Source organism: Zunongwangia sp. HRR-M8 (genome assembly GCF_027594405.1).
Classification (GTDB): Bacteria; Bacteroidota; Bacteroidia; order Flavobacteriales; family Flavobacteriaceae; genus Zunongwangia.
In genome coordinates, this window is sequence record NZ_CP115161.1 from 165,174 (window position 1) to 187,148 (window position 21,975).

At 35.8% G+C, this 21,975-nt stretch carries 15 protein-coding genes; 12 read left to right on the forward strand and 3 right to left on the reverse strand.

Annotated elements, in window-relative coordinates:
- Nucleotide 1: 1 nt before the first annotated feature.
- From PBT89_RS00795 to PBT89_RS00830, 8 genes are all read left to right on the forward strand, one after another.
- Entirely contained in the window at nucleotides 2-961 is a 960-nt protein-coding gene (locus tag PBT89_RS00795; RefSeq protein ID WP_270062971.1) for a tryptophan 2,3-dioxygenase family protein, read from the forward strand.
- Nucleotides 962-970: 9 nt separating this feature from the next.
- A complete protein-coding gene (locus PBT89_RS00800; protein WP_270062972.1) occupies nucleotides 971-2,203 on the forward strand; it encodes a peptidoglycan DD-metalloendopeptidase family protein in 1,233 nt (410 codons plus the stop codon).
- A 68-nt stretch (nucleotides 2,204-2,271) separates the two neighbouring features.
- Nucleotides 2,272-3,906, forward strand: coding sequence for a glucose-6-phosphate isomerase (gene pgi / locus PBT89_RS00805; RefSeq protein ID WP_270062973.1), 1,635 nt, complete (start codon nucleotides 2,272-2,274; stop codon nucleotides 3,904-3,906).
- A gap of 262 nt (nucleotides 3,907-4,168) precedes the next feature.
- Nucleotides 4,169-6,787, forward strand: coding sequence for a TonB-dependent receptor (locus PBT89_RS00810; protein ID WP_270062974.1), 2,619 nt, complete (start codon nucleotides 4,169-4,171; stop codon nucleotides 6,785-6,787).
- 174 nt (nucleotides 6,788-6,961) lie between these two features.
- The gene (locus tag PBT89_RS00815; protein WP_270062975.1) at nucleotides 6,962-9,508 is read left to right on the forward strand and encodes a TonB-dependent receptor; all 2,547 of its coding nucleotides are present in this window, start codon (nucleotides 6,962-6,964) and stop codon (nucleotides 9,506-9,508) included.
- Nucleotides 9,509-9,518: 10 nt separating this feature from the next.
- On the forward strand, nucleotides 9,519-11,231 hold the full coding sequence (locus tag PBT89_RS00820) for a hypothetical protein (protein ID WP_270062976.1): 1,713 nt from the start codon (nucleotides 9,519-9,521) through the stop codon (nucleotides 11,229-11,231).
- Between the two features lie 107 nt (nucleotides 11,232-11,338).
- Nucleotides 11,339-12,985 (forward strand): Ig-like domain-containing protein, encoded by a 1,647-nt coding sequence (locus PBT89_RS00825; protein WP_270062977.1) that lies wholly within the window; start codon nucleotides 11,339-11,341, stop codon nucleotides 12,983-12,985.
- 24 nt (nucleotides 12,986-13,009) lie between these two features.
- Entirely contained in the window at nucleotides 13,010-13,450 is a 441-nt protein-coding gene (locus tag PBT89_RS00830; RefSeq protein WP_270059605.1) for a hypothetical protein, read from the forward strand.
- A gap of 36 nt (nucleotides 13,451-13,486) precedes the next feature.
- Here PBT89_RS00830 and PBT89_RS00835 read toward each other — a convergent pair whose 3' ends face one another.
- Nucleotides 13,487-14,521, reverse strand: coding sequence for an endonuclease/exonuclease/phosphatase family protein (locus PBT89_RS00835; RefSeq protein ID WP_270062978.1), 1,035 nt, complete (start codon nucleotides 14,519-14,521; stop codon nucleotides 13,487-13,489).
- Between the two features lie 114 nt (nucleotides 14,522-14,635).
- Between PBT89_RS00835 and PBT89_RS00840 the strand changes: the two genes are divergently transcribed.
- From PBT89_RS00840 to PBT89_RS00850, 3 genes are read left to right on the forward strand one after another with little or no spacing between them, the layout of a single operon-like run.
- Nucleotides 14,636-17,455 (forward strand): TonB-dependent receptor, encoded by a 2,820-nt coding sequence (locus tag PBT89_RS00840; RefSeq protein ID WP_270062979.1) that lies wholly within the window; start codon nucleotides 14,636-14,638, stop codon nucleotides 17,453-17,455.
- Nucleotides 17,456-17,457: 2 nt separating this feature from the next.
- Nucleotides 17,458-18,825 (forward strand): DUF5689 domain-containing protein, encoded by a 1,368-nt coding sequence (locus tag PBT89_RS00845; protein WP_270062980.1) that lies wholly within the window; start codon nucleotides 17,458-17,460, stop codon nucleotides 18,823-18,825.
- A gap of 30 nt (nucleotides 18,826-18,855) precedes the next feature.
- On the forward strand, nucleotides 18,856-19,254 hold the full coding sequence (locus PBT89_RS00850) for a hypothetical protein (RefSeq protein WP_270062981.1): 399 nt from the start codon (nucleotides 18,856-18,858) through the stop codon (nucleotides 19,252-19,254).
- Here the strand turns inward: PBT89_RS00850 and PBT89_RS00855 are convergent, their stop codons facing one another.
- Nucleotides 19,255-19,992, reverse strand: a complete 738-nt coding sequence (locus PBT89_RS00855; RefSeq protein WP_270062982.1) for a hypothetical protein — start codon at nucleotides 19,990-19,992, stop codon at nucleotides 19,255-19,257.
- A gap of 71 nt (nucleotides 19,993-20,063) precedes the next feature.
- Between PBT89_RS00855 and PBT89_RS00860 the strand changes: the two genes are divergently transcribed.
- Nucleotides 20,064-20,576 carry a ClbS/DfsB family four-helix bundle protein gene (locus PBT89_RS00860; RefSeq protein ID WP_270062983.1) on the forward strand — a complete coding sequence of 171 codons (513 nt, stop codon included), beginning with the start codon at nucleotides 20,064-20,066 and terminating at the stop codon, nucleotides 20,574-20,576.
- An 80-nt stretch (nucleotides 20,577-20,656) separates the two neighbouring features.
- On the opposite strand, the gene PBT89_RS00865 is transcribed toward PBT89_RS00860, so the two are convergent.
- Complete coding sequence (locus PBT89_RS00865) at nucleotides 20,657-21,853, reverse strand: IS256 family transposase (protein ID WP_270061650.1); 1,197 nt, start codon at nucleotides 21,851-21,853, stop codon at nucleotides 20,657-20,659.
- Nucleotides 21,854-21,975 lie beyond the last annotated feature (122 nt).

Sequence of the window (21,975 nt, forward strand, 5' to 3'; positions counted from 1 at the left end):
CATGGAAATTAAACCCGAAATAGCCGAAAGAATAGAATTACTTGAAGAGAAATTCAAAAATTCTGGTCAGGATATGGGTTCTTATTTAGACGGTCTACTTTACGATCGTTATCTAACATACTGGGATTATATAAATCTGGATACACTTTTGAGTTTGCAAAAACCGGCAACTCATTTTCCCGATGAAGAAATTTTTATTACCTATCATCAAATAACCGAATTATATTTTAAGCTGATTATCCATGAGCAAAAGCAGGTAATCGAAAATCCTAATTTAACCGCCACATATTTTGTGGAAAAGCTAAATAGGATGAATCGTTATTTTAGAGTGCTTATCAATTCTTTTGATGTAATGATTAAAGGAATGGAGCGTGAACAGTTTTTAAAATTCAGGATGGCTTTGTTACCGGCAAGTGGTTTTCAGTCGGCGCAATTCAGGATGATTGAATTTTATGCGACTCCGGTTCAAAATCTGGTAGAATATAAAATTAGAAAACAATTCAATTTAGATAATTCCGTAGAAGAATTATTCGATAATATTTACTGGAAAAAAGGAGGGATAGACCTTAAAACCGGTGAAAGGACCTTAACCTTAAAGCAGTTCGAAAAAAGATATACGCCCCGATTTTTAAGAATTGCGAATGAAGTTAAAGGTAATACGCTTTACGATTGCTATCAGAACTTAGCGCCAACTGATAAAAACAATCAAAATTTAATTAAAGCTTTACGTACTTTTGATACCAGTGTAAACGTTAACTGGTTGCTTATGCATATTGGTGCTGCTCATAGATATTTAGATAAAGGGAAAAAAACAGTGAAGGCAACCGGAGGAACAAATTGGAAAGAATTTTTACCACCGGGATTTCAAAAAATATCATTTTTTCCTGAATTGTGGAGTGAAGATGAGCATAATGAATGGGGCAAAGAATGGGTAAACCACATGTTTAATACTGAAAAATAAGAATTAGAATTGAAGAAATTTAGTTTTTTATTCCTGCTATTGTTAATTTTTGCAGGATGTAAAGAAGACACAAAAGAGCAAGCTATAGCAGAAACTAAAAAACCAGCACCCAAGCCGGTCGTTAAAGAATATGGCTTTGTTCTGGACGATTTCGACGTGGTTGTAGATACCATAGAGCGAGGTGATAATTTTGGATTTATTTTGGATCGTCACGGTGTCGATCGTGGGAAGGTTTTTGAAATTTCGCAGACCGTTAAGGATACTTTTAACCCTGCCCGAATAACTGCTGGTAAAAAATATCTTATTTTAAAAGCTAAAGATTCGGCGCATACGCCACTTCATTTTATATACCAAAATAATAAAATCGATTATACGGTTGTAAATATTGGTGATAGCATTTCAGCATTTACTGCTAAAAAGCCTGTTTCAATAAAAAGAAGAGAAGTTTCTGGAGTGGTAACTTCCTCTCTATCTGAAGCCATGCAAGCCCAAGGATTAAGCAATCTTTTGGTATATCAATTATCTGATATCTACCAGTGGAGTATTGATTTCTTTAAACTTCAAAAAGGAGATCAATTCAAAATGATCTATAATGAAAAATATATCGACGATACGATTTTCGCCGGTGTAGAAAGTGTAGATGCAGCTGTTTTTAAACATTCGGGCAGACCATTTTATGCGTTTAATTATGAGACCGATTCGTTAACCGGGCAAGCAAGTTTTTATGATGAAGAAGCTAAAGCTTTGCAAAGCTTTTTTCTAAAAGCACCTTTAAATTATAGTAGAATTTCTTCTAGATACCAAAGACGAAGATTTCATCCGGTTCAAAAAAGATGGAAAGCACATTTGGGTACAGATTACGCGGCACCAACGGGGACGCCAATTAAAACCACTGCAGATGGTACGGTAATCGCTTCAAGTTACACCTCTGGAAACGGGAATTATGTAAAAGTACGTCACAATAAAAAATATACCACCCAATATTTACACATGAGCAAGCGGAATGTAAGAAATGGACAGGCTGTAAAACAGGGCGACGTTATTGGTTTTGTTGGAAGCACTGGCCTGGCAACAGGTCCACATGTGTGTTATCGATTTTGGGTAAATGGAAAACAGGTAGATCCTTATCGCCAAAATTTACCAACGGCTAAGAAAATTGAAGGTGCGAAGAAAGATGAATATTTCGCTTTTATAGCACCGCTTAAAGAAGAATTAGATAATATCTCTTATAAAAAGATCTAAAAAACGTTTCTGGCGGTTAGAATTATTATTTTAGGATATAATCGTCTGATACCAAAAAAACCAGAAAAATGAAAAATATTAATCCAACTACAACAGAAGCCTGGAAAAAATTAGCGTCTCACTATGCAGAGACTAAAGACCAGTCTTTAAAATCTTTATTTGAGAAAGATCAGGATAGAGCTTCAAAATTCACTGTAAAGTGGAGCGATTTTTATGTAGATTTCAGTAAAAATAAAATTACAGAAGAAACTAAATCACTTCTTATTGATCTTGCTGAAGAATGCGCACTTAAAGAAGCGATGAATGCTTATTTTGGAGGAGAGGCGATAAACCAGACAGAGGGAAGACCTGTATTGCATACCGCATTACGCGCTTCTAAAAATGCTGAGGTTAAAGTTGATGGCGAAAATGTAATGAATGAAGTTGAAGAAGTTAAGGCAAAAATTAAAGCTTTTTCTTCGGAAATTATTCAGGGCATCAGAAAAGGATTTACTGGAAAGAGCTTTACTGATGTTGTAAATATTGGTATTGGTGGTTCAGATCTTGGGCCAGTAATGGTTACGGAAGCCTTAGAGTTTTATAAAAATCACTTAAATGTACATTTTGTTTCGAATGTAGATGGTGATCACGTTCACGAAACAATTAAGGATCTTAATCCTGAAACTACATTATTTGTGATTGTTTCTAAATCTTTTACTACCCAGGAAACATTAAGTAATTCAACTACGATTAGAAATTGGTTTATGAAAACGGCTCCTGAAGGTTCGGTTTCTAAACATTTTATAGCAGTTTCTAGTAATGTAGAAAAAGTAAAAGATTTCGGAATTGATGAAGACAATATTTTCCCAATGTGGGATTGGGTTGGTGGTCGTTTCTCTTTATGGAGTGCGGTTGGTTTATCGATAAGTTTAGCTATCGGATATCCTAATTTTGATGCGATGTTAAGCGGAGCTCAAAAAATGGATGAGCATTTTAAAGAAACTGAATTCGAAAACAACATACCTGTGCTTGCTGGTCTTTTAAGTGTATGGTATAACAATTTTTATAAGGCAGAAAGTGAAGCAGTGATTCCTTACTCACAATATCTGCACCGATTACCAGCGTATCTGCAACAGGCGGTTATGGAAAGTAACGGTAAAAGTACCGATCGTAATGGTGATAAAGTAGATTATCAAACAGGTTCAATAATTTGGGGAGAGCCGGGAACAAATTCTCAGCATGCGTTTTTTCAGTTAATTCATCAGGGAACCAAATTAATCCCAGCTGATTTTATTGGCTATAAGATATCTTTGTTTGATGATAAAGATCATCACAAAAAACTGATGGCAAATTTCTTTGCACAGACCGAAGCTTTACTTCAAGGGAAAACTGAAGAAGAAGTTAGCGCTGAACTTACTTCTAAAGGAATGAGCGAAGAAGAAATCAAAGAATTGCTGCCATTCAAATTATTTGATGGAGATAAACCGACAACTTCTTTCCTTATCGATAAGCTTACTCCAGAGAGTCTTGGTAAACTCGTAGCGATGTACGAGCATAAGATTTTTGTGCAGGGTATCATTTGGAACATTTTTAGTTACGATCAATGGGGTGTAGAATTAGGTAAGCAATTAGCTAGTAATATTCTTAAAGATATAGATAGCAAAGAAATCGAAAATCATGATTCTTCTACAAGTAATCTGTTAAAGGTTTTCCTAGCGAAATAGCTAAACGTTTATAAAGTATTTGACAAAAAGCACTCTTTCTTAAGGGTGCTTTTTTATTCTATTATAGAAATCAAGTGTTAAAATTAAGACTTTGTTAACTATAACCTTTGCGTTGCATTAACATTATTTTATTACCAGTTAAATTGTTCTAATTTCGTCCAAAATTGTTAAAACTATCCTTCTTAACATTGGGTTAAACTTGCAATGTTTGGATTTTTTTTCATTTGCAAAAAATAGGAATTAAAACAAATTAAACTTACTGATGAGGAAATTAATTACCCTACTTATGTTGCTTTTTACAGCAACAATCTTTGCTCAGGGAACTATTACCGGTACGGTAATGGACGCTGAGATGAATGCACCACTACCCGGTGCAAATGTTATGATCGTGGGTACTAATACCGGTACCACTACAGATTTCGATGGTAATTTTACTTTGGAGGCTCAAAAGTCTTCGGGAACCGTTAGAGTAACATTCGTTGGATTCGAAAGAAAAGATATCAAGTTTGATCTTAGTGGAGGAACTCAGGATCTTGGAGATATTGTGCTTGCTTCTGATGCTGATGCATTATCTGAAGTAGTTGTAATAGGATCTGGTATTATCGATTTAGAAGACGATAGAAAAACACCTATCGCTGTTTCAACTATTACAAAATCTGAAATTCAGAAAAGAGCTACAGGAAACGTAGAGTTTCCACAAGTATTGAAAAACACTCCAAACGTATATGTTACTGCTGAATCAGGTGGTTTTGGAGATTCAGAAATGTTTGTTCGTGGTTTCGATCAAAGTAATACTGCATTCCTTTTAAATGGTCAGCCTATTAACGGTATGGAAGATGGTAACATGTATTGGTCTAACTGGCAGGGTATAACTGATATTGCAAATGCAGTACAGGTGCAAAGAGGTCTAGGATCTTCAAAATTAGCAATATCATCTGTTGGTGGAACAGTAAATATTGTAACGAAAGCAACTAATAAAACTGAAGGTGGCTTTGCTCGCTTTATGGTTGGTAATGGTAGCTACGTAAAAGGAACTGCTTCCTATGATACAGGAGTTAACGAAAACGGCTGGGGATTCTCATTCTTAGTAGATTATTGGAGAGCTCATAGTAAATGGGCTGATGGAACTAAAGGAGAAGGTCAAAACTACTTTTTCTCGGTAGGAAAAGAGGCAGGAGATCATACGTTTAATTTTTTAGTGACTGGGGCTCCACAATGGCACGATCAAAACTATTCTAAAGATGCTGATCTTTATGATCAATATGGCTTAAAATACAATAATAATTACGGATTCAGAGACGGCGAGTATTTGTCCTATAGAAGAAATTATTATCACAAACCAGTTGTCAATTTAAATTGGGATTGGGATATGAGTGAAGTTTCAAATCTATCTACAGTAATGTATGCATCTTTTGGTCGCGGAGGTGGAACAGGAACCTATGGTAATGGACTAGGAAGGATTGATAATGGTATCGATTCTTCTCCAGAAGGTGCTTTTACTAGAAATGGTTTAGTAGATTGGGATCATATCGTAAACGAATCTAACAGAGATGTAGAAGATGGATTTCAATCAGGACGTAACGGAACTCTTATTAGAGGTTCGGTGAATAATCATGCCTGGTATGGAGGCGTAACAAATTACGAATTTACAGGTTTAGAAAATATCACTATAAATGCCGGTGCAGACATCAGATTTTATAAGGGAGATCACTTTCGCCAAATCGTAGATCCGCTTGGATTAAATGGAGTTAGAGAAGATTTCGGAGGGAATCCTAATAATACAGTAACTGCAACTTTCGATGCAGATCCATGGAGTGCGTTATTCGATTTTGCAGATGAAGGAGAGCGTATCGATTACGATTATTCCGAAGATATAAACTATCAGGGTACTTTTGGACAAGTTGAATATGCTAATGATGTTTTTTCAGTATTTGCTCAGGGAGCAATTTCTAACCAATCTTACAAGCGTTACGATAGAGGAAATTTTGAAGGAGAAAGAGAATCTGAAACTGAAAATAAATTTGGTTACAATGTAAAAGCAGGTGCTTCTTTTACATTTGTAGAAGGGAATACAATATTCGGTAATGTAGGTAAATATTCTAGACAACCTTTCTTGGATAATATCTTCCCAAGCTATAGTGATAATACTGCTTTTGCAGATCCAGAAGTAGATAATGAAGAAATCACAGGTTTTGAAGCCGGTTATGCTTTTGAAAGCGGTAGTTTCTCAGCTAATTTCAATGCATACTATACAAAATGGGAAAATCGATTCTTAAATTTTTCAGGTAACTACACAGGAAACGGTGCTAATGTTGAAAATGCAGCATTCTTATTCTCTGATATTTCACAACTTCACAAAGGTTTGGAAATCGATTTAAAATGGAAACCTATTATGGATTTAACTATCCGTGGATATGCTACAACAGGTAATTGGGAGTATGATGGTTCTTCACCAGTTAGAATCCGTAATAATGACAACTCCGAATTCGTAGACCAGCTAGATGTAGATCTTTCAGGAACTAAGGTAGGTGGTGCGCCTCAAAATTCAGCAGGTTTAGGAGTAGATTACGATGTGATCTCAAGAAAACTTTCGTTATCAGCTAATTGGAATTATTACGATAATTTATATGGATTGGTTGAAGTAGAAGATGTAGCTGAATCTTCTTTGGCAGGAGATACATACCAACCAGAACAATTAAATTCTTATTCTTTATTCGATATTGGAGCAAGCTATACATTTGATCTAGGAGAAAATGATATTCAATTGATAGGTAACATTTACAATCTACTTGATCATGAATATATTACTCAAAAAGATAATTATGGATACTTTTTCGGTAATGGTACTACATGGAATATTGCTGTGAAGTACAATTTCTAATAAGTCTCTAACCATATAAATTTAAGACCCCCTATTTTTAGGGGGCTTTTTTGTTAAAGGTAACTTCTGATTGCTAGAGTATAACAATTATTTGTTAACCTTGCGTTAACGTTAAAAACAGTTTTATTAACTTTTTTTGCGGCGAACTAAAATCAAATCAAACAAATTTTACACATGAGGAAATTAATTACCTTATTAATGCTGTTATTTACAGTAGGAATTTTTGCTCAAGGAACTATTACTGGTACGGTGATAGATTCTGAAATGGTTGGTCCACTTCCGGGAGCGAACGTAATGGTTGTAGGGTCAAAGAAAGGTACAACTACAGATTTTGATGGGAACTTCTCTTTGGATGTTAATAGCTCTACAGGGACTTTAAAAATCAGTTTTGTAGGTTACAAATCTAAGCAAGTTCAATTCAGTCTTTCAGGAGGTTCTCAAGATTTGGGAGATATAATTCTTGTTGGAGATGATAATGCTTTAGATGAAATTGTAATTACTAGTTTTTCTTTAGCAATTGATAGAAAAACACCTGTCGCAGTATCAACTGTAAAAGCTGAGACGATTGAAACTAAATTAGGAAACCAGGAATTTCCTGAAATTCTTAAAAGTACACCAGGTATCTACGTTACGAAACAAGGTGGTGGATTCGGAGATGCTGATATCAGAATGCGAGGATTCAACTCAGAGAATATTGCTGTAATGATCAATGGGGTGCCTGTAAACGACATGGAAAGTGGTCGTGTTTATTGGAGTAACTGGGCAGGGCTTGCAGATGTTACTAAAACAATGCAAACACAAAGAGGTTTAGGGGCTGCTAAAGTTGCTGTGCCGTCTATTGGTGGAACAATAAACATTGTTACCAAATCTACAGACGCCGAGATGGGCGGTAGTGTTATCGCTTCTACAGGTAATGATGGTCTTCAAAAATTTGGAGCTACAGTATCTACTGGTAAATCGGAAAATGGCTGGGCAGCTACAGTTTCTGCATCAAAAACTAGTGGTAGAAGATTTGCTGATGGTCTTGAATTTGAAGGGTATAATTACTTTTTGAATATTGCTAAGGAAATAAATGAAAATCATGAACTTTCTTTAACTGCCTTCGGGGCACCGCAACGTCACGGTCAGAGAGAAACGCTACATACTATAGAAGATTACAAGAGAAGTGACAGAGATATTAAGTTTAATGGAGATTGGGGTTATCGCAATGGTCAGGTAGTTAATGTGCAAGATAACTTTTATCACAAGCCACAAATATCTTTAAATCACTATTGGGATATTAGTGATAGAACAGAATTATCGACAGCAGCCTACGTATCTTTTGGTACTGGTGGTGGTGGTGGTTATACTGGAAATGCGGATCTTCGAAGTGTTGATTCAGATTATAGATCTGCTCCGTACCAACCATTGAATTTAGATCGTGTGGTAGATGAAAACGCCGCTAATGGTGCAGATGGCTCTCAGACTATCCTATATGATTCAAGAAACGATCATTTTTGGACAGGGCTTCTTTCAACTGTTTCTACAGAAGTAGGAGAAGGATGGGAACTGTTAGGAGGAATCGATTTAAGATATTATAAAGGCGAACATTTCCAAGAAGTGAAAGATCTTTTAGGAGGACAATATTGGGCGGATGACAGTAATGTTAATGATCCAAATAGGCTAACAAGAAGCGGCGATAAAATTAATTATTACAACGATGGATTAGTTCTATGGGAAGGTGGATTCGCCCAGGCAGAATATTCTGATGATAATATCTCTGGATTCCTTTCGGTTAGTGCATCTAATACATCTTATAAAAGAAAAGATTATTTTCAATACTCAGGAGATGAAAAAGAAACCGATTGGATAAACTTTTTTGCATATGGTGCTAAGGGAGGCGCTAACTATAATTTAGATGATAACCATAATATTTTTGCTAATGTGGGCTATTTTGAAAGAGCTCCATTTTTCAATACAGTATTCTTGAATAATAAAAATATAGCAAATGAAGATGCAGAAAACCAAAAGATTTTTAGTGCCGAATTAGGATATGGGTTTAGAACTCAAAATCTAAGAATCGATTTTAACCTTTATCGCACATCTTGGAAGGATAAAACATTAGCAAGATCTTTTATTCAAGGGAATCAGCAAATCTTTGCTAATATTTTGGGTGTAGATGCACTTCACCAAGGTGTAGAATTAGAGTTTCAATATAAAGCAAGTGAAAGACTTAACGTTACTGGTATGATGTCTCTTGGTGATTGGAAATGGGATAATAACGTTGATAATGTAGATGTATTAGCTGAAGATGGAACTACTGTATTAGGTACAATTAATGTAGCCATTGATGGTGTCGAAGTTGGTAACTCGGCACAAACGACTGCGGCATTGGGGCTTAATTATGAAGCCTTCCCTGGAACTTTTATTAGAGGTGATTTTACATACTATGATAGATATTTTGCAGACTTTGATCCTACTGTAAGAGATTCAAATGATATACCTGCGCCTTTTGAATTACCAGATGTAGGATTATTAGATTTAGGTTTAACTCATAATTTCCAATTTGGATCTTTTGAAGCAACCTTAAATGCCAACGTATTCAACGTGCTCGACACTCAGTATATTTCTGATGCTAGAGAAGGAAATGTGAAAGATCCAGATTATAATGGTTTAGTTGATTCTAATGTATGGTATGGTTTTGGGCGTACGTATAGTGTAGGAGCAAAAATTAAATTCTAAAAAATAGAAGATGAAAAATATATATTACATACTAATTCTTTTTCTTGGATTATCATTTATTGGTTGTGAGCCTATGGAAGATATCCATGATGATATTAACGATGAAATTGACGGTAGTGGTGCTTTAGCTGATAAATCATATACCCTTACAGAAGATGATTATGAATCATTAGGTAGTAGTTTTCCTAACTTCAATAGTGAGGAAGATGCACGAACTTTAATTCCTGATTTTCTTGATGCGCAATATCCATTTTACGGTGAAGGTTCTTCTATCAACGTAACTTTTGATATTTATGATCCTATTCGTGTAGAAGATTATGAAGTAACTTCTAACGATTATAACGAAGCTGGATTGGATGTTGATTATTTTACAGGTACATCTCAAATATACAATGTATTAGAGAATGTATTTCCACAGGCAGATAATGGTGATTATATAAATCTAATGTACGAAACAGTTGCAGAAGAAATCCCATATACAATTACTGCTGAAGATTTTGATCTAATTGGTGATAATTTAGTAGGAACTTATCCTGATGAAGCATCTAGTGCAGCTCAGTATAGTAATTTTGATAGACGTGAAGATCGAGATGCCTATTGGAGCAATGATATGATTCTTGAAGCAATCAATGTTGTTTTAGATGATAATTTTGATGATGTAACAAACCAGATTTACAATGTTTCTTATGCTGTTTATGATGGAAGTGCTGGTACAGAAAGTATGACTGTTCAATTTAATGGCAATGCTTATGTGGCATTTGGAGGAACATCTTACGAAGTTTCTGCTGCAGATTTCGATGAAATAGGAACTGAATTTGCTGAAGAATATCCACAACCAGCATCTAGTGCAGCTCAATACAGTAATTTCGAAAAAAGAGACGGAAATGCTTCAGCATGGACGGAAGACATGATTCTTGAAGCTATCAACTTTCTTTTGGATTCAAAATTCCCAGATGCATCTGAAGGAACTCAATTTGCAGTTACTTACGCTGTTTATACTGGTGCGGCTGGTTCAGAGGTTATAAATGTTATTAAAACCGATGGTGATTATGAGTTAGATTTAAATGGATCTGTATCTACAATTACAACTACAGACGTTTTTGCTTTTACAAATGGTAGCTGGGGAATGCCTTTTACATTATCTATGGAAGATTATGAGGCATTAGGACAAAGCTATCCTAATTTTTCTAATGAAGATCAAGCTTTATATAGAATAGGTATTTATCTGGGTATGCAATTTCCTTATGCAGAAGAGGGAGACATTACAGCTGTTGCTTATGATTTATATAGTTCAGGAGAAACATCAACAGAATATGTAAATTATATTTTTGAAGATGGAGAATTTAGCCTGATTCCGTCAACTAGAACAACTTCTTTGAAATTTGGATTAAATAATGGTTTATGGGTTCCTGATAACACCATAAGATATTCTTTAACAGGTGATGATTATGCAACGATTGCTGCAGCTTTGGAAGATGCTTATCCTAACCCTGCTAGTAGTATGTTACGTTATAATAATTTCGATACAAGGTCTGATAATGATAATTACTGGAGTCCTGATATGATTTTGGAAGCTGTAAATGTAGTATTAAACAATATCAATCCTAGCGCCGCGGTTGGCCAGAAATATATTGTAACATACGCAGTTTACAATGGATCTAACACTACTAATAGCCTTAGTGTGATAAAAGTTGAAGATGGAAGTTGGGTGCTTAACGAATAACCTGCTCTTATTCAAGATAAAAATAAAACCTTCTGTACTTTAGCAGAAGGTTTTATTTTTGATTATTACTTTTACAAGACTCAAATTAAAATTAAAAATTAGATTTAATGAAGAAAAATATCCTTTTAGCATTCATTTTAGGAAATTTTTTCCTTGGGTGTAGTAGCGATGACAGTTCTCAGGATAATCCCGTAAACCCTCAAGAGGACGATCCGATTGCGGTAGATGACGAATTGAGAACTATAGAAAATGTAGAGGTTACTTTTGATACAGATGATCTTTTACAAAATGATGAAGTTGTAGATAATGCTCGTATTTTCTCTATCGATACAGAAAGTAGCGAAGATGGAAGTATAATCGATAATCGTGATGGTACATATACCTACATACCATCTACAGATTTTCAGGGGAAAGATACTTTTATGTATTCACTTTGTGTACCTGGCGATTCTGATAGATGCTCTGAAGCTACTGTGACTGTACAGGTAGATCAACCAGGACCGCCAACTGCAAATGATGACTCTTATGAAATAGATGAGGATGATACCTTACTGATTCGTAATTATGGAGATAACGACAGTCTTATTGGAGGTGCCGTTATTACCTCGGTCAATTCAGAAAGCGGTAATGCTACGGTAACTATTAATGAAGATAATAATATTGTTTATACTCCAATAGAAGGTTTTGCAGGAATAGATACTTTTACTTATACTATTTGCAATGATGATGAGAAAACCTCTTGCGATACTGCAACAATTACAATTACAGTAGTTGATGAAGGTAATCCAACTGCAGAAGATGATGAGGTGATTGCAAATACTAATGATGCTGAGACGATTCTTACAGATCTGCTAGCTAATGATAATGTAATTGATGGCGCTACAATTAGCAGTATAGATGATTCATCAAGCGAAGGAACAGTTACATTAAATGAAGATGGTACAGTAACCTATGTTCCCGCAGCTGGATTTACCGGCGAAGATACTTTTGAGTATTCTATTTGTGATGATGATCAGCCAGAAGCTTCCTGTAGTACCGCTACGGTAACTGTTCAGGTTTTAAATCCAATTGCCTTTAATATTCCCACAGATCTACAGGATTATTACGATGGCGTAACTTTTACGGATCAATCAGAATTCTTAAAATTAGCTCTTTCTAATTTTACTGTTGCTGCACATGAAACGATCTTAGCATACACAGATCGTCATGATTATTTATATAATGCGGATGCCGATCCTGATAACCCTGGAAATGTAATTTTGATGTATTCAGGAGAGAGTCGCTCAGATAATGAATATCAAACTCAGGAGCCACCGGGTGATGATGAAACCTTCAATACAGAGCATATTTATCCTCAATCAAGATTATCTGCAGCAGATGCAGTTACAGATTTGCACCACCTAAGATCTATTGATATTGATATTAATAGTGAAAGATCTAACTATCCATTTGCCGATGGTAATGGCCAATATCAACTTGTTGGCAGTAATCAGTGGTATCCTGGTGATGATTGGAAAGGTGATGTTGCTCGAATGGTATTCTATCTAAATATTCGTTATGGTGAAAATATAGAAACTGTAGGAAACTTAGATCTTTTCCTTAAATGGAATAGAGAAGATCCTGTATCAGAATTCGAGATGCAAAGAAATAATGTAATTGAAGCTGCGCAGGGTAATCGTAATCCATTTATAGATAATCCATATCTTGCAACTCTTATTTGGGGAGGTGAAGATGCGGAAAATCGATGGGAATAGCCTACTTTTGTAAAAAAGATAATCATGTACCAAACTGTTCAATTTATACATTCATACTGGGCTTATCTAGTTGTAATTATGCTAACCGTAGCAGCTGTTAGCGCCATTATTGGTTGGGTTTCTGGTAAAGAATATAGTGCCGGCAATTTTAGAATTTCGCTATTTACGCTTATTGTCTCCCATATTCAGTTACTTATTGGGATTGTACTTTATTTTACAGCACCATATTTTAAAATGTGGGGAGAAGTTGGGATGAGCGGAGTAATGGCTGATGATACACTTAGATTGTATAATATGGAACATCCACTTATGATGATTATTGCTATTGTTTTAATCACCGTAGGATATTCTAAGCACAAGAAGAAGCTAACCTCTACGCCAAAATTTAAAACTTTAGCGATATTTTATACGATTGCTTTATTGGTACTTCTTTCAAGAATTCCTTGGAATGCTTGGTTGTCGTAAAAAAACAAAGTCTATAACTATTAAAAATCCTCGCTTTCAGTGAGGATTTTTCTTTTTAACGAGGTGTAGATATACAGGAAAATGATCGCTAAACCCACCTAAATAACCATTATAGCCATAACTTCGGAAAGGGTATCCTTTATACTGCCCGCTTGAAGTAATCAAATAATCTTTTTTGAAAATTCCGGCTCTATAGTATTGAAAATGCTCATAATTTTTAGATGTCATAGCACCTGAAACTAAAATTTGATCGAATAAATTCCAATTATCACGATAGGCTAAACTCCCTAAGCCTTTTTTATACATTCTGAGCATGGGATTATAAAACTGAAATTGATTTGCCTTTTCTGAAGTGTTCAGCAGATTCTTCACATTTTCATTTTTCGGATCATCATTAAAATCTCCCATATTTATAATTTTGAATGAAGGATCGATGGCCCAAAGCGAATCACAAATTCTTCGATTCGTTAATGCAGCCAATTTTCTATAATTTCGGCTCGCTTTTTCCCCACCACTTCTGGAAGGCCAGTGATTTACTAAAAATGCAAAGTTCTCATCTTCAATACTTCCAGTAGTAACTAAGATATCCCTGGTATAAATTCTTTTTCCCTCATTGTTCTGAATAAAAACAGCAATAGCCTTTGATGTTTTTGGCGTAAATACATCGTTATTATAGAGTAGCGCATTATCAATACCACGGCGATCTGGGGAATCAAAATGAATAATTTTGTAATTTTTGTTTTTTAATTCCTCGGTATTCAATAGATCTTCGAGTACGCCATAATTTTCGATTTCGCATAAGCCAATAATTTCTGGACTGCTGCCAGAGAGTTCTGTTCCGATTTCAGAAAGAACCCGGCCAATATTATTTAATTTTAGCTGATATTTTGTTTTAGTCCACACGTCTTTACCTTCAGGTGTACGATCGTCATCAAATGTAAAATTGTCGTTTTCAGTATCAAAAAGGTTCTCAGTATTATAAAATGCTACGGTCAAAACTTCATAAGGAGCCTGATCTTGAGCAACCAAATTTCCGAAAAAAAAGAGAAGTATATAGTGTATTAGATTCATTTTCAATCTCATAAGCTATCTGAAATCAATGTTAAAATTATACTATAATGAAAATAATAAATACGGTTTAGTGTATAATTTACTAATTTAACGAATATAAGTAATTGGTTTTCAATGCGTAGTGCTGTTTTTGTTTGGATGATTGTATTTTTTGCTGGTTTTATTCAGGCTCAAGAAATAAAAATTTCAGGCAAAATAATTCACGTTCATTCCCAAGATGTAATTGGTGGCGTTGCGATTCGTTTAGAAAATCAATTTTTAGAAGTACGAAGCACTGCTAGCGGAGAATTCAATTTAAACTATAATGATTTGGAAATGGGAAACTATATTCTAAATATTTCGAAATTTGGTTTTAAAACATTGCGCTTACCTATTCTTATAAATCGAACAAGTTTGGATTTAGGTGCGATTACGCTTACTCCAGATTTTACCGAGCAGCAAGCGCAATTAGGAAGTGTTAATCTTAGCGAAAACGAGCTTGACGATGACCAAATTGATGCCGTTTTTTCTTCTATTTTGAATGCTGGAAAAGATGCTTTTTTAAATGCTGCAGCTTACGATTTTAGCCAGACATATTTTAAACCACGTGGCTATGATAGCCAGTATGGCTTGGTGATGATCAATGGAGTTCCACTAAATAAAATAAGCAATGGTAGACCGCAGTGGAGTAATTGGGGCGGTTTAAATGACGTGCAGCGAAATCAGGATTTTAATTTTGCGGTGAGTCCTGTGGATAATAACTTCGGAAGTTTGGCAGGATCCACAAATTTTGTAATGCGTGCCTCAAAATTCTCGAAAGGAGGACGGCTTACTTTATCGGCTGCCAATAGAAGTTACCGATCCAGGATTATGGCCACGTATAGCTCGGGTGAATTAAAAAATGATTGGTTTTATACCATTTCGCTTTCCGGAAGATTTGCTGAAGAAGGCTATATGGGAGGAACCTCGTACAATGCAAAATCAGCTTTTCTTTCCGTAGAAAAAAAGATAAATGAAGAGCATAGTTTAAATTTTGCAACAATTTACACGCCTAATATTCGTGGAAAATCAGCCGCAATCACCGATGAAGTTTTCGATTTAAAAGGAAGAAAATATAATAGCTATTGGGGATTTCAGGAAGATGAAATTAGGAATTCTCGGCAGCGACGTGTAGAAGAACCTATTTTGATGCTGAATCACTTTTGGGAAATCTCAGAAAATACGCAGGTAGTTACTAATCTCGCCTACCAGTTTGGAAATATTGGAAATACCAGGATCGATTATGGTGGAACTGATTTAATTCGGTTTAACGATCAGGTGTCTTACGATGGCGGCGGTCAAAACCCAGATCCCGCCTATTATCAAAATTTACCAAGTTATTTTTTACGATTTGAAGGAAGTGAAAATTATGAGGCAGCATATCGAAGTGCGGCTGCATTTCGAGAAAATGGCCAATTAAACTGGGATGCGATCTATGAAGCCAATATTGCTGAAACCAATGCAGGAAATAATGCCGTCTACGCCTTAACCGAAGACCGTAATGATGATCGCTCGATTTTTTTAAATTCCACTTTCGATCATAAAATAAATTCAGATTTTAAGCTGAATGGTGGAATTAATTTTCAGCACTTACAAAGCCATAATTATGCAAAAATCGATGATCTTTTTGGTGGAAATCGTTTTCTGGATATCGATTTTTTCGCTGCACCAACAAATGATTTTACGCTGGAAGAGGTAGCTCAAAGTGATCTTCAAAATCCAAATCGATTGGTGGGTGAAGGGGAGACCTATAAATATAATTATGATTTAAATTCAACAAAATTAGAAGCTTTTTCTCAGCTTCAATTTATAACTAAAAATATCGAAACTTACCTCTCAGCAAAGGTTAGTTCAACAAACTATGATCGGGTTGGCAATTATCAAAACGGACTTTTTCCCGATAATTCTTTAGGAAAAAGTTCAGTTTTACATTTTATCGATTTTGGCTTAAAATCGGGGTTAACTTATCATTTCACAGGGCGTCATTCGGTTTCTTCTAATCTGTTTTTTGCTACTAATCCACCAACGCTTCAAAATAGTTTTGCGAATCCGCGGCAAAATAATACGGTAGTTCAAGATCTGGATAGTGAACAAATTTATAGCGCAGATGCGACGTATCGTTATCGATCTCCAAATTTCAACTTAAAAATCAGTGGATATTTCACTCAATTTCGAAATGTAACCGATGTTTCTTTTTACTATGTAGACGGACTTTCAGGTCTGGGCAGAAATACAACAACTGCATTTGTTCAGGAGATTTTATACGATGCCGAAAAACAGCATTTAGGGATCGAATTTGGTGCTGAAGTACAGGTAACTTCCACAATCAAATTTAAGTCTGCCTTTGCGATTGGACAATTTATTTTTTCCAATAATCCCAATTTGTATCTAACCAGTAATAGTTTTGCCGGCAATGTGAATTATGGGGAAACTCGATTGCAAAATTACCGTCTTGCCAATGGGCCGCAGCATGCAGCACAATTAGGTTTTGAATATCGCGATCCCGATTATTGGTGGTTTGGTGTTACAGCAAACTATTTTGCAAATGCATTTATTAATGTGAGTCCGTTACTGCGAACATCAAATTTCGCTACCGATACTGATGGATTACCGCTTGAAAATTATGATGCGCAACTTGCTAGAGCGTATTTAAAACAAGAGAATTTAGGCGATTATTTTTTGCTGAATGCCATTGGAGGTAAATCCTGGAAATTGGGAGATTATTATGTTGGGCTTTTTATTAGCCTGAATAATATTTTGGATCAGCTTTACAAAACCGGCGGTTACGAACAATCCAGAAATGCCAACTTTACCAGCTTGCAGGAAGATCGTGAACGTGAAATTCCCGTTTTTGGCAATCGTTACTGGTACGGTTACGGCACTACTTATTTTGCTAATCTTTATGTTCGGTTTTAAAAATGAAGAAATTTTTACTCATTTTAATTCTTATTGTAATCAGTTGTGTGACGACAGATGATTATGAGGTGCCACAAACTCAGGTTCCGGCAAATGTGAGTATAGAAGGCACGCAAATTAGCCTAAGAGCGGTAAAGAATAACTATGATGAAGAAACTGGTGATATTTTTACATTTTCGGGAGATCAATATTTTGAAGGCTATGTGATTTCTTCAGATCGAGCGGGTAACTTTTATAATGAATTGATCCTTCAGGATAGCCCTGAAAATCCGGAAGCTGGTATCCAAATTTTAATTGATGAAAATGCCCTTTATCAACGTTATAACTTCGGAAGAAAAGTTTTTGTGAAACTAAACGGATTAAGTATTTCAAAAAACAGTGGTTTAATTCAGCTAGGAAAACAAAATAGGGGAGATCTTGATCCTATAACACCTTCAGAAATCGACGAATATTTAGTTCGTTCAGAAATTGTAGAAGAAATCATCCCGCAGCAAATTGATGTTGGTGATTTTTTACCTGAATTTTTATGCACTTATGTGCAGTTGGATAATATTCAGTTTAACCGAAATCTATTCACGCAAACCAACAGCACCTTTGCTGCAGAAACTTACGATCAATTTGATGGTTTGCGCCAGATCGAACAATGCGGAAGCGACGACACCGCTTTATTAAGCACCAGCACGTATGCCGATTTTAAGTCGATAAATTTGCCGGCAAGCTCGGGTAAGATATTTGGCGTTTTAGGGCGTGATTTTTATGATGACTTTTATGTGGTTCAGTTGAATTCTACCGAAGATCTTTCTTTTGGAAATGAGCGCTGTGACCCCGAATTTTTTAGCTGTGGAAGCAATATTGAAGAAGGTGAGAGGATTTTGTTTGAAGAAAACTTTGCTGAAATCACCAATGAGAATAAGTTGGATCCTTTAGGATGGACAAATATTAACTTAACCGGTGGCGAAGAACGATTTGTTGATGCCACTTCTAACGGAAATCGAACGATTCGAATCTCGGGATACGATACAGGAGAAAATCCTTTGGAAGCCTGGCTGGTTACACCACCAATCGATCTTTCTCAGACGCAAAATGAGGTGTTATCTTTTGATATTAGGGCATCTTACGATAACGGTACCATTTTACAAGTTTACGTAAGTGATGATTTTAGTGGGGATGTGAAAGATGCAAATTGGAACTTGTTGGAAGCCAATATTCCAATGGGACCTTCTAATCAAAATGCTACCGTATTTAGAAATTCTAAAATAGATCTTTCCTGTTTTGATGCAGAAGTTTATATCGCCTTCCGATATCGCGGTAGAGATCCTTCTCGAACCACAACTTATGATATTGATAACATCAAAATAAGGGTTAGATAATTAACTTAGCTGCGTCCTAAAAACAAGAAAATGAAATTTACTATTTGCTTTATTTTACTGCTTTTTGGTATTCATTTTATGAATGCTCAGGATCTTGAAGGTGTTTGGCTATGGAACTCACCAGATGGTTCTCAGAATTTTGAAGTGGAATTAGAAAAAGTAAATGATAAAGAATATCGTGGCAGGCATTGTGCTGTTTTTGATAACGGCAATCGTATTGACTGTAATAGTGATAAGGACACTTTTTCTATCACTATGGTGAAGATTGCTGAAGATAATTATGCCGGTACGATAGAGAGCAGTTACGAAAAATCAATAGGAAAAATAAGAATGCAATATTATGTAGAAGATGATCTATTGCAGTTCAATCTTACCGAAAACCCGGTTGGAATCTTCTATTTGCCTGAAGAAGCTATTCTAACCCGATAATTAATCCTGAATGATTTCACTAGCTTTGTAAGGAGACCAAATTTCGTAAATAGGATCGCCACTAGAACTCTTGCCGCGATGGTTCCATTCATTATTCATAAGCTGATAATCGAAAGTTAAGCTGGCGCCTACGCGAAAATCGTCTTTAGAGAAAAACTCAATATTTTCGATATATTTCCCATAGCTGGCGGAATACGTTCCACCGCCTGTGGCAAAAAAATCTCCTGTGGCCGAGTTGTATGCTATCCATTGAAAGCGGGTTCCGTTAAGAATCTTGATCGTTTTACGATCTCCAATTTCACGTCTTTGCATTGCGCCATCTCGCTCGCGACCTGTTATGATCCAAACTCCAGAAAGATCGTTCTGATAATCGCTAATTTTAAGCCAGGTTTGTGAATAATCCTGTCCTTCAAATTTTAATGTGTCTTTAGTTACTTCAACAACGAGATTATTAATATTACCAACTTTTTCCTTTTCTGCGGAATTGAATTCGAATTTCTCCGTATATGAAGAACCTTCAATTTCATAAATTCCCCCTTTTGCCTCTATAAATTCGTAGTCGCCCTCTTTGGCTCCTTCAGCAAAAAATCCGTCTTGATAAATACGTACTGTATTAAGTTCAGCAGGTTTTTTATTTTCTGAAATGAGTTCCCAAGAGCCCTCTAAGCCTGCCAAATTTTGGGCATTCACAAGTTGAAATATACTGAAAGCTATAACTGAAAAAAGTATCCTCATCATCGATGATTTTTAAAATGAAGATACTAATTTTAGTTCATAATCAAACTGAAGTTTATTATAGTTGAATCTTTATGGCAGTTCCAACAAATAAGAAAGAGTTAATAGACGATATCAAAACAACCTATTCTAAATTGAAAAAAGATTTAGAAGATATTCCATTGAAATCAACTAAAACTAAAGAGCTTGAAGGACATGCAAAAGACACCAATATGAGTGTTTGTAACCTAGTCTCTTACTTAATTGGCTGGGGAGAACTTGTCTTGAAATGGGATAGAAAAATGAAAAATAATAAAGAGGTTGATTTTCCCGAAACTGGTTATAAGTGGAATGAATTAGGCAAATTAGCTAATAAATTTTATTTGGATTATGAGCATCTCCCGTATTTGGAACTGCTCGAAAAATTAGATAAAGTTTTTGTAGAGATTCTAGAAATTATCGAAAATAATTCGAATAAGGAATTATATCAAACAGCTTGGTATGGGAAATGGACAAAAGGAAAAATGATACAGTTTAATACCTCTTCACCTTATAAAAATGCAAGGACTAGAATAAGGCGTTGGAAGAAGTCTAAGGAAATTACATAATAGAAACAGCGAGTGAAAACTATACTGACACTATCCCGTAAAGTGTGTAAGTTTTAAATAAGGGGGTTTGGCTTTATTACTTAAAGTCGAACCCTTTCTTCATATATAGTTAAGAACTGATTGAGGATAATTCCCCAGTTTCTAACCGGCATAGTCCACTTTTTTGTGGCTTCCCTTAATGCCAAATATACTGATTTCATAACAGCATCATCTGTTGGGAAGGATAATTTATTCTTGGTGTACTTCCTGATCTTACCGTTTAAATTTTCAATCAGGTTGGTGGTGTAAATGATACGCCTGATCTCGAGTGGGAATTCATAGAAAACTGTAAGATCTTCCCAGTTGTCTCTCCAGCTTTTAATAGCATAGGAATACTTGTCATTCCAATTGCGTGCAAAATCCTCTAGGGCAGCTTCTGCGGCCTGTTTGGTCGGAGCATCATAGATGAGCTTCATATCCTTTGTAAAGGCTTTTTTATCTTTCCAGACCACATACCTGCAAGCATTCCTGATCTGGTGGACTACACATATTTGCGTTCTGGATTCCGGGAATACGTTTCTAATGGTATCGGTAAATCCATTCAGGTTATCTGTAGCGGTGATCAGAATATCCTCCACACCACGGGCTTTCATATCAGTAAGTACGCTCATCCAAAAAGCCGCAGATTCATTCTTACCCAGCCATAGGCCAAGAACCTCTTTCTTTCCATCCCTCCTAAGACCTACTGCGATATAAATCGTTTTGTTGACTACCTTGGAGTTCTCTCGTACCTTAAACACAATCCCATCCATCCAGACAATAAGATAAACCGGCTCTAAAGGGCGGTTCTGCCAGGCGACAATATCATTGCTAATCCGGTCAGTTATTCGGGATATGGTGGAAGTAGAAACATCAAAACCATAGACTTCAGAGATCTGTTCTTCGATATCACTATTGCTCATTCCTTTGGCATAAAGAGAGACAATTACATTCTCGATTCCATCAACCATATTCTGCCGCTTTGGAACAATCATGGGATTAAAGGATCCGTCCCTGTCTCTTGGAACCTTTATAGAATCTTCTCCATAGGAACTGCGAACCTTCTTCTGGGAATAGCCGTTGCGGGTATTACCTTCTTTAGATCGCTGGTTTTTCTCGTAATCAAGGTGACCATCAAGCTCACCTTCCAGCATTTTTTCCAGACCACGCTTTTGGAGTTGTTTTAGGAAATTACTGAGTTCTTCTCCGGATTTGAACTGCTTTAAAAAATCATCGTCAAATAAATCTTCTTTTTTCATTACTGTGTAAATATTAGAGGCCTGAAATTACAGGCAAGATTAAAAAAATATCGGGGTTTGCAAACCCCGATATTTTCTACTTACACAGTTTTTGAGATAGTCCCACTATACTTCACCCGCTG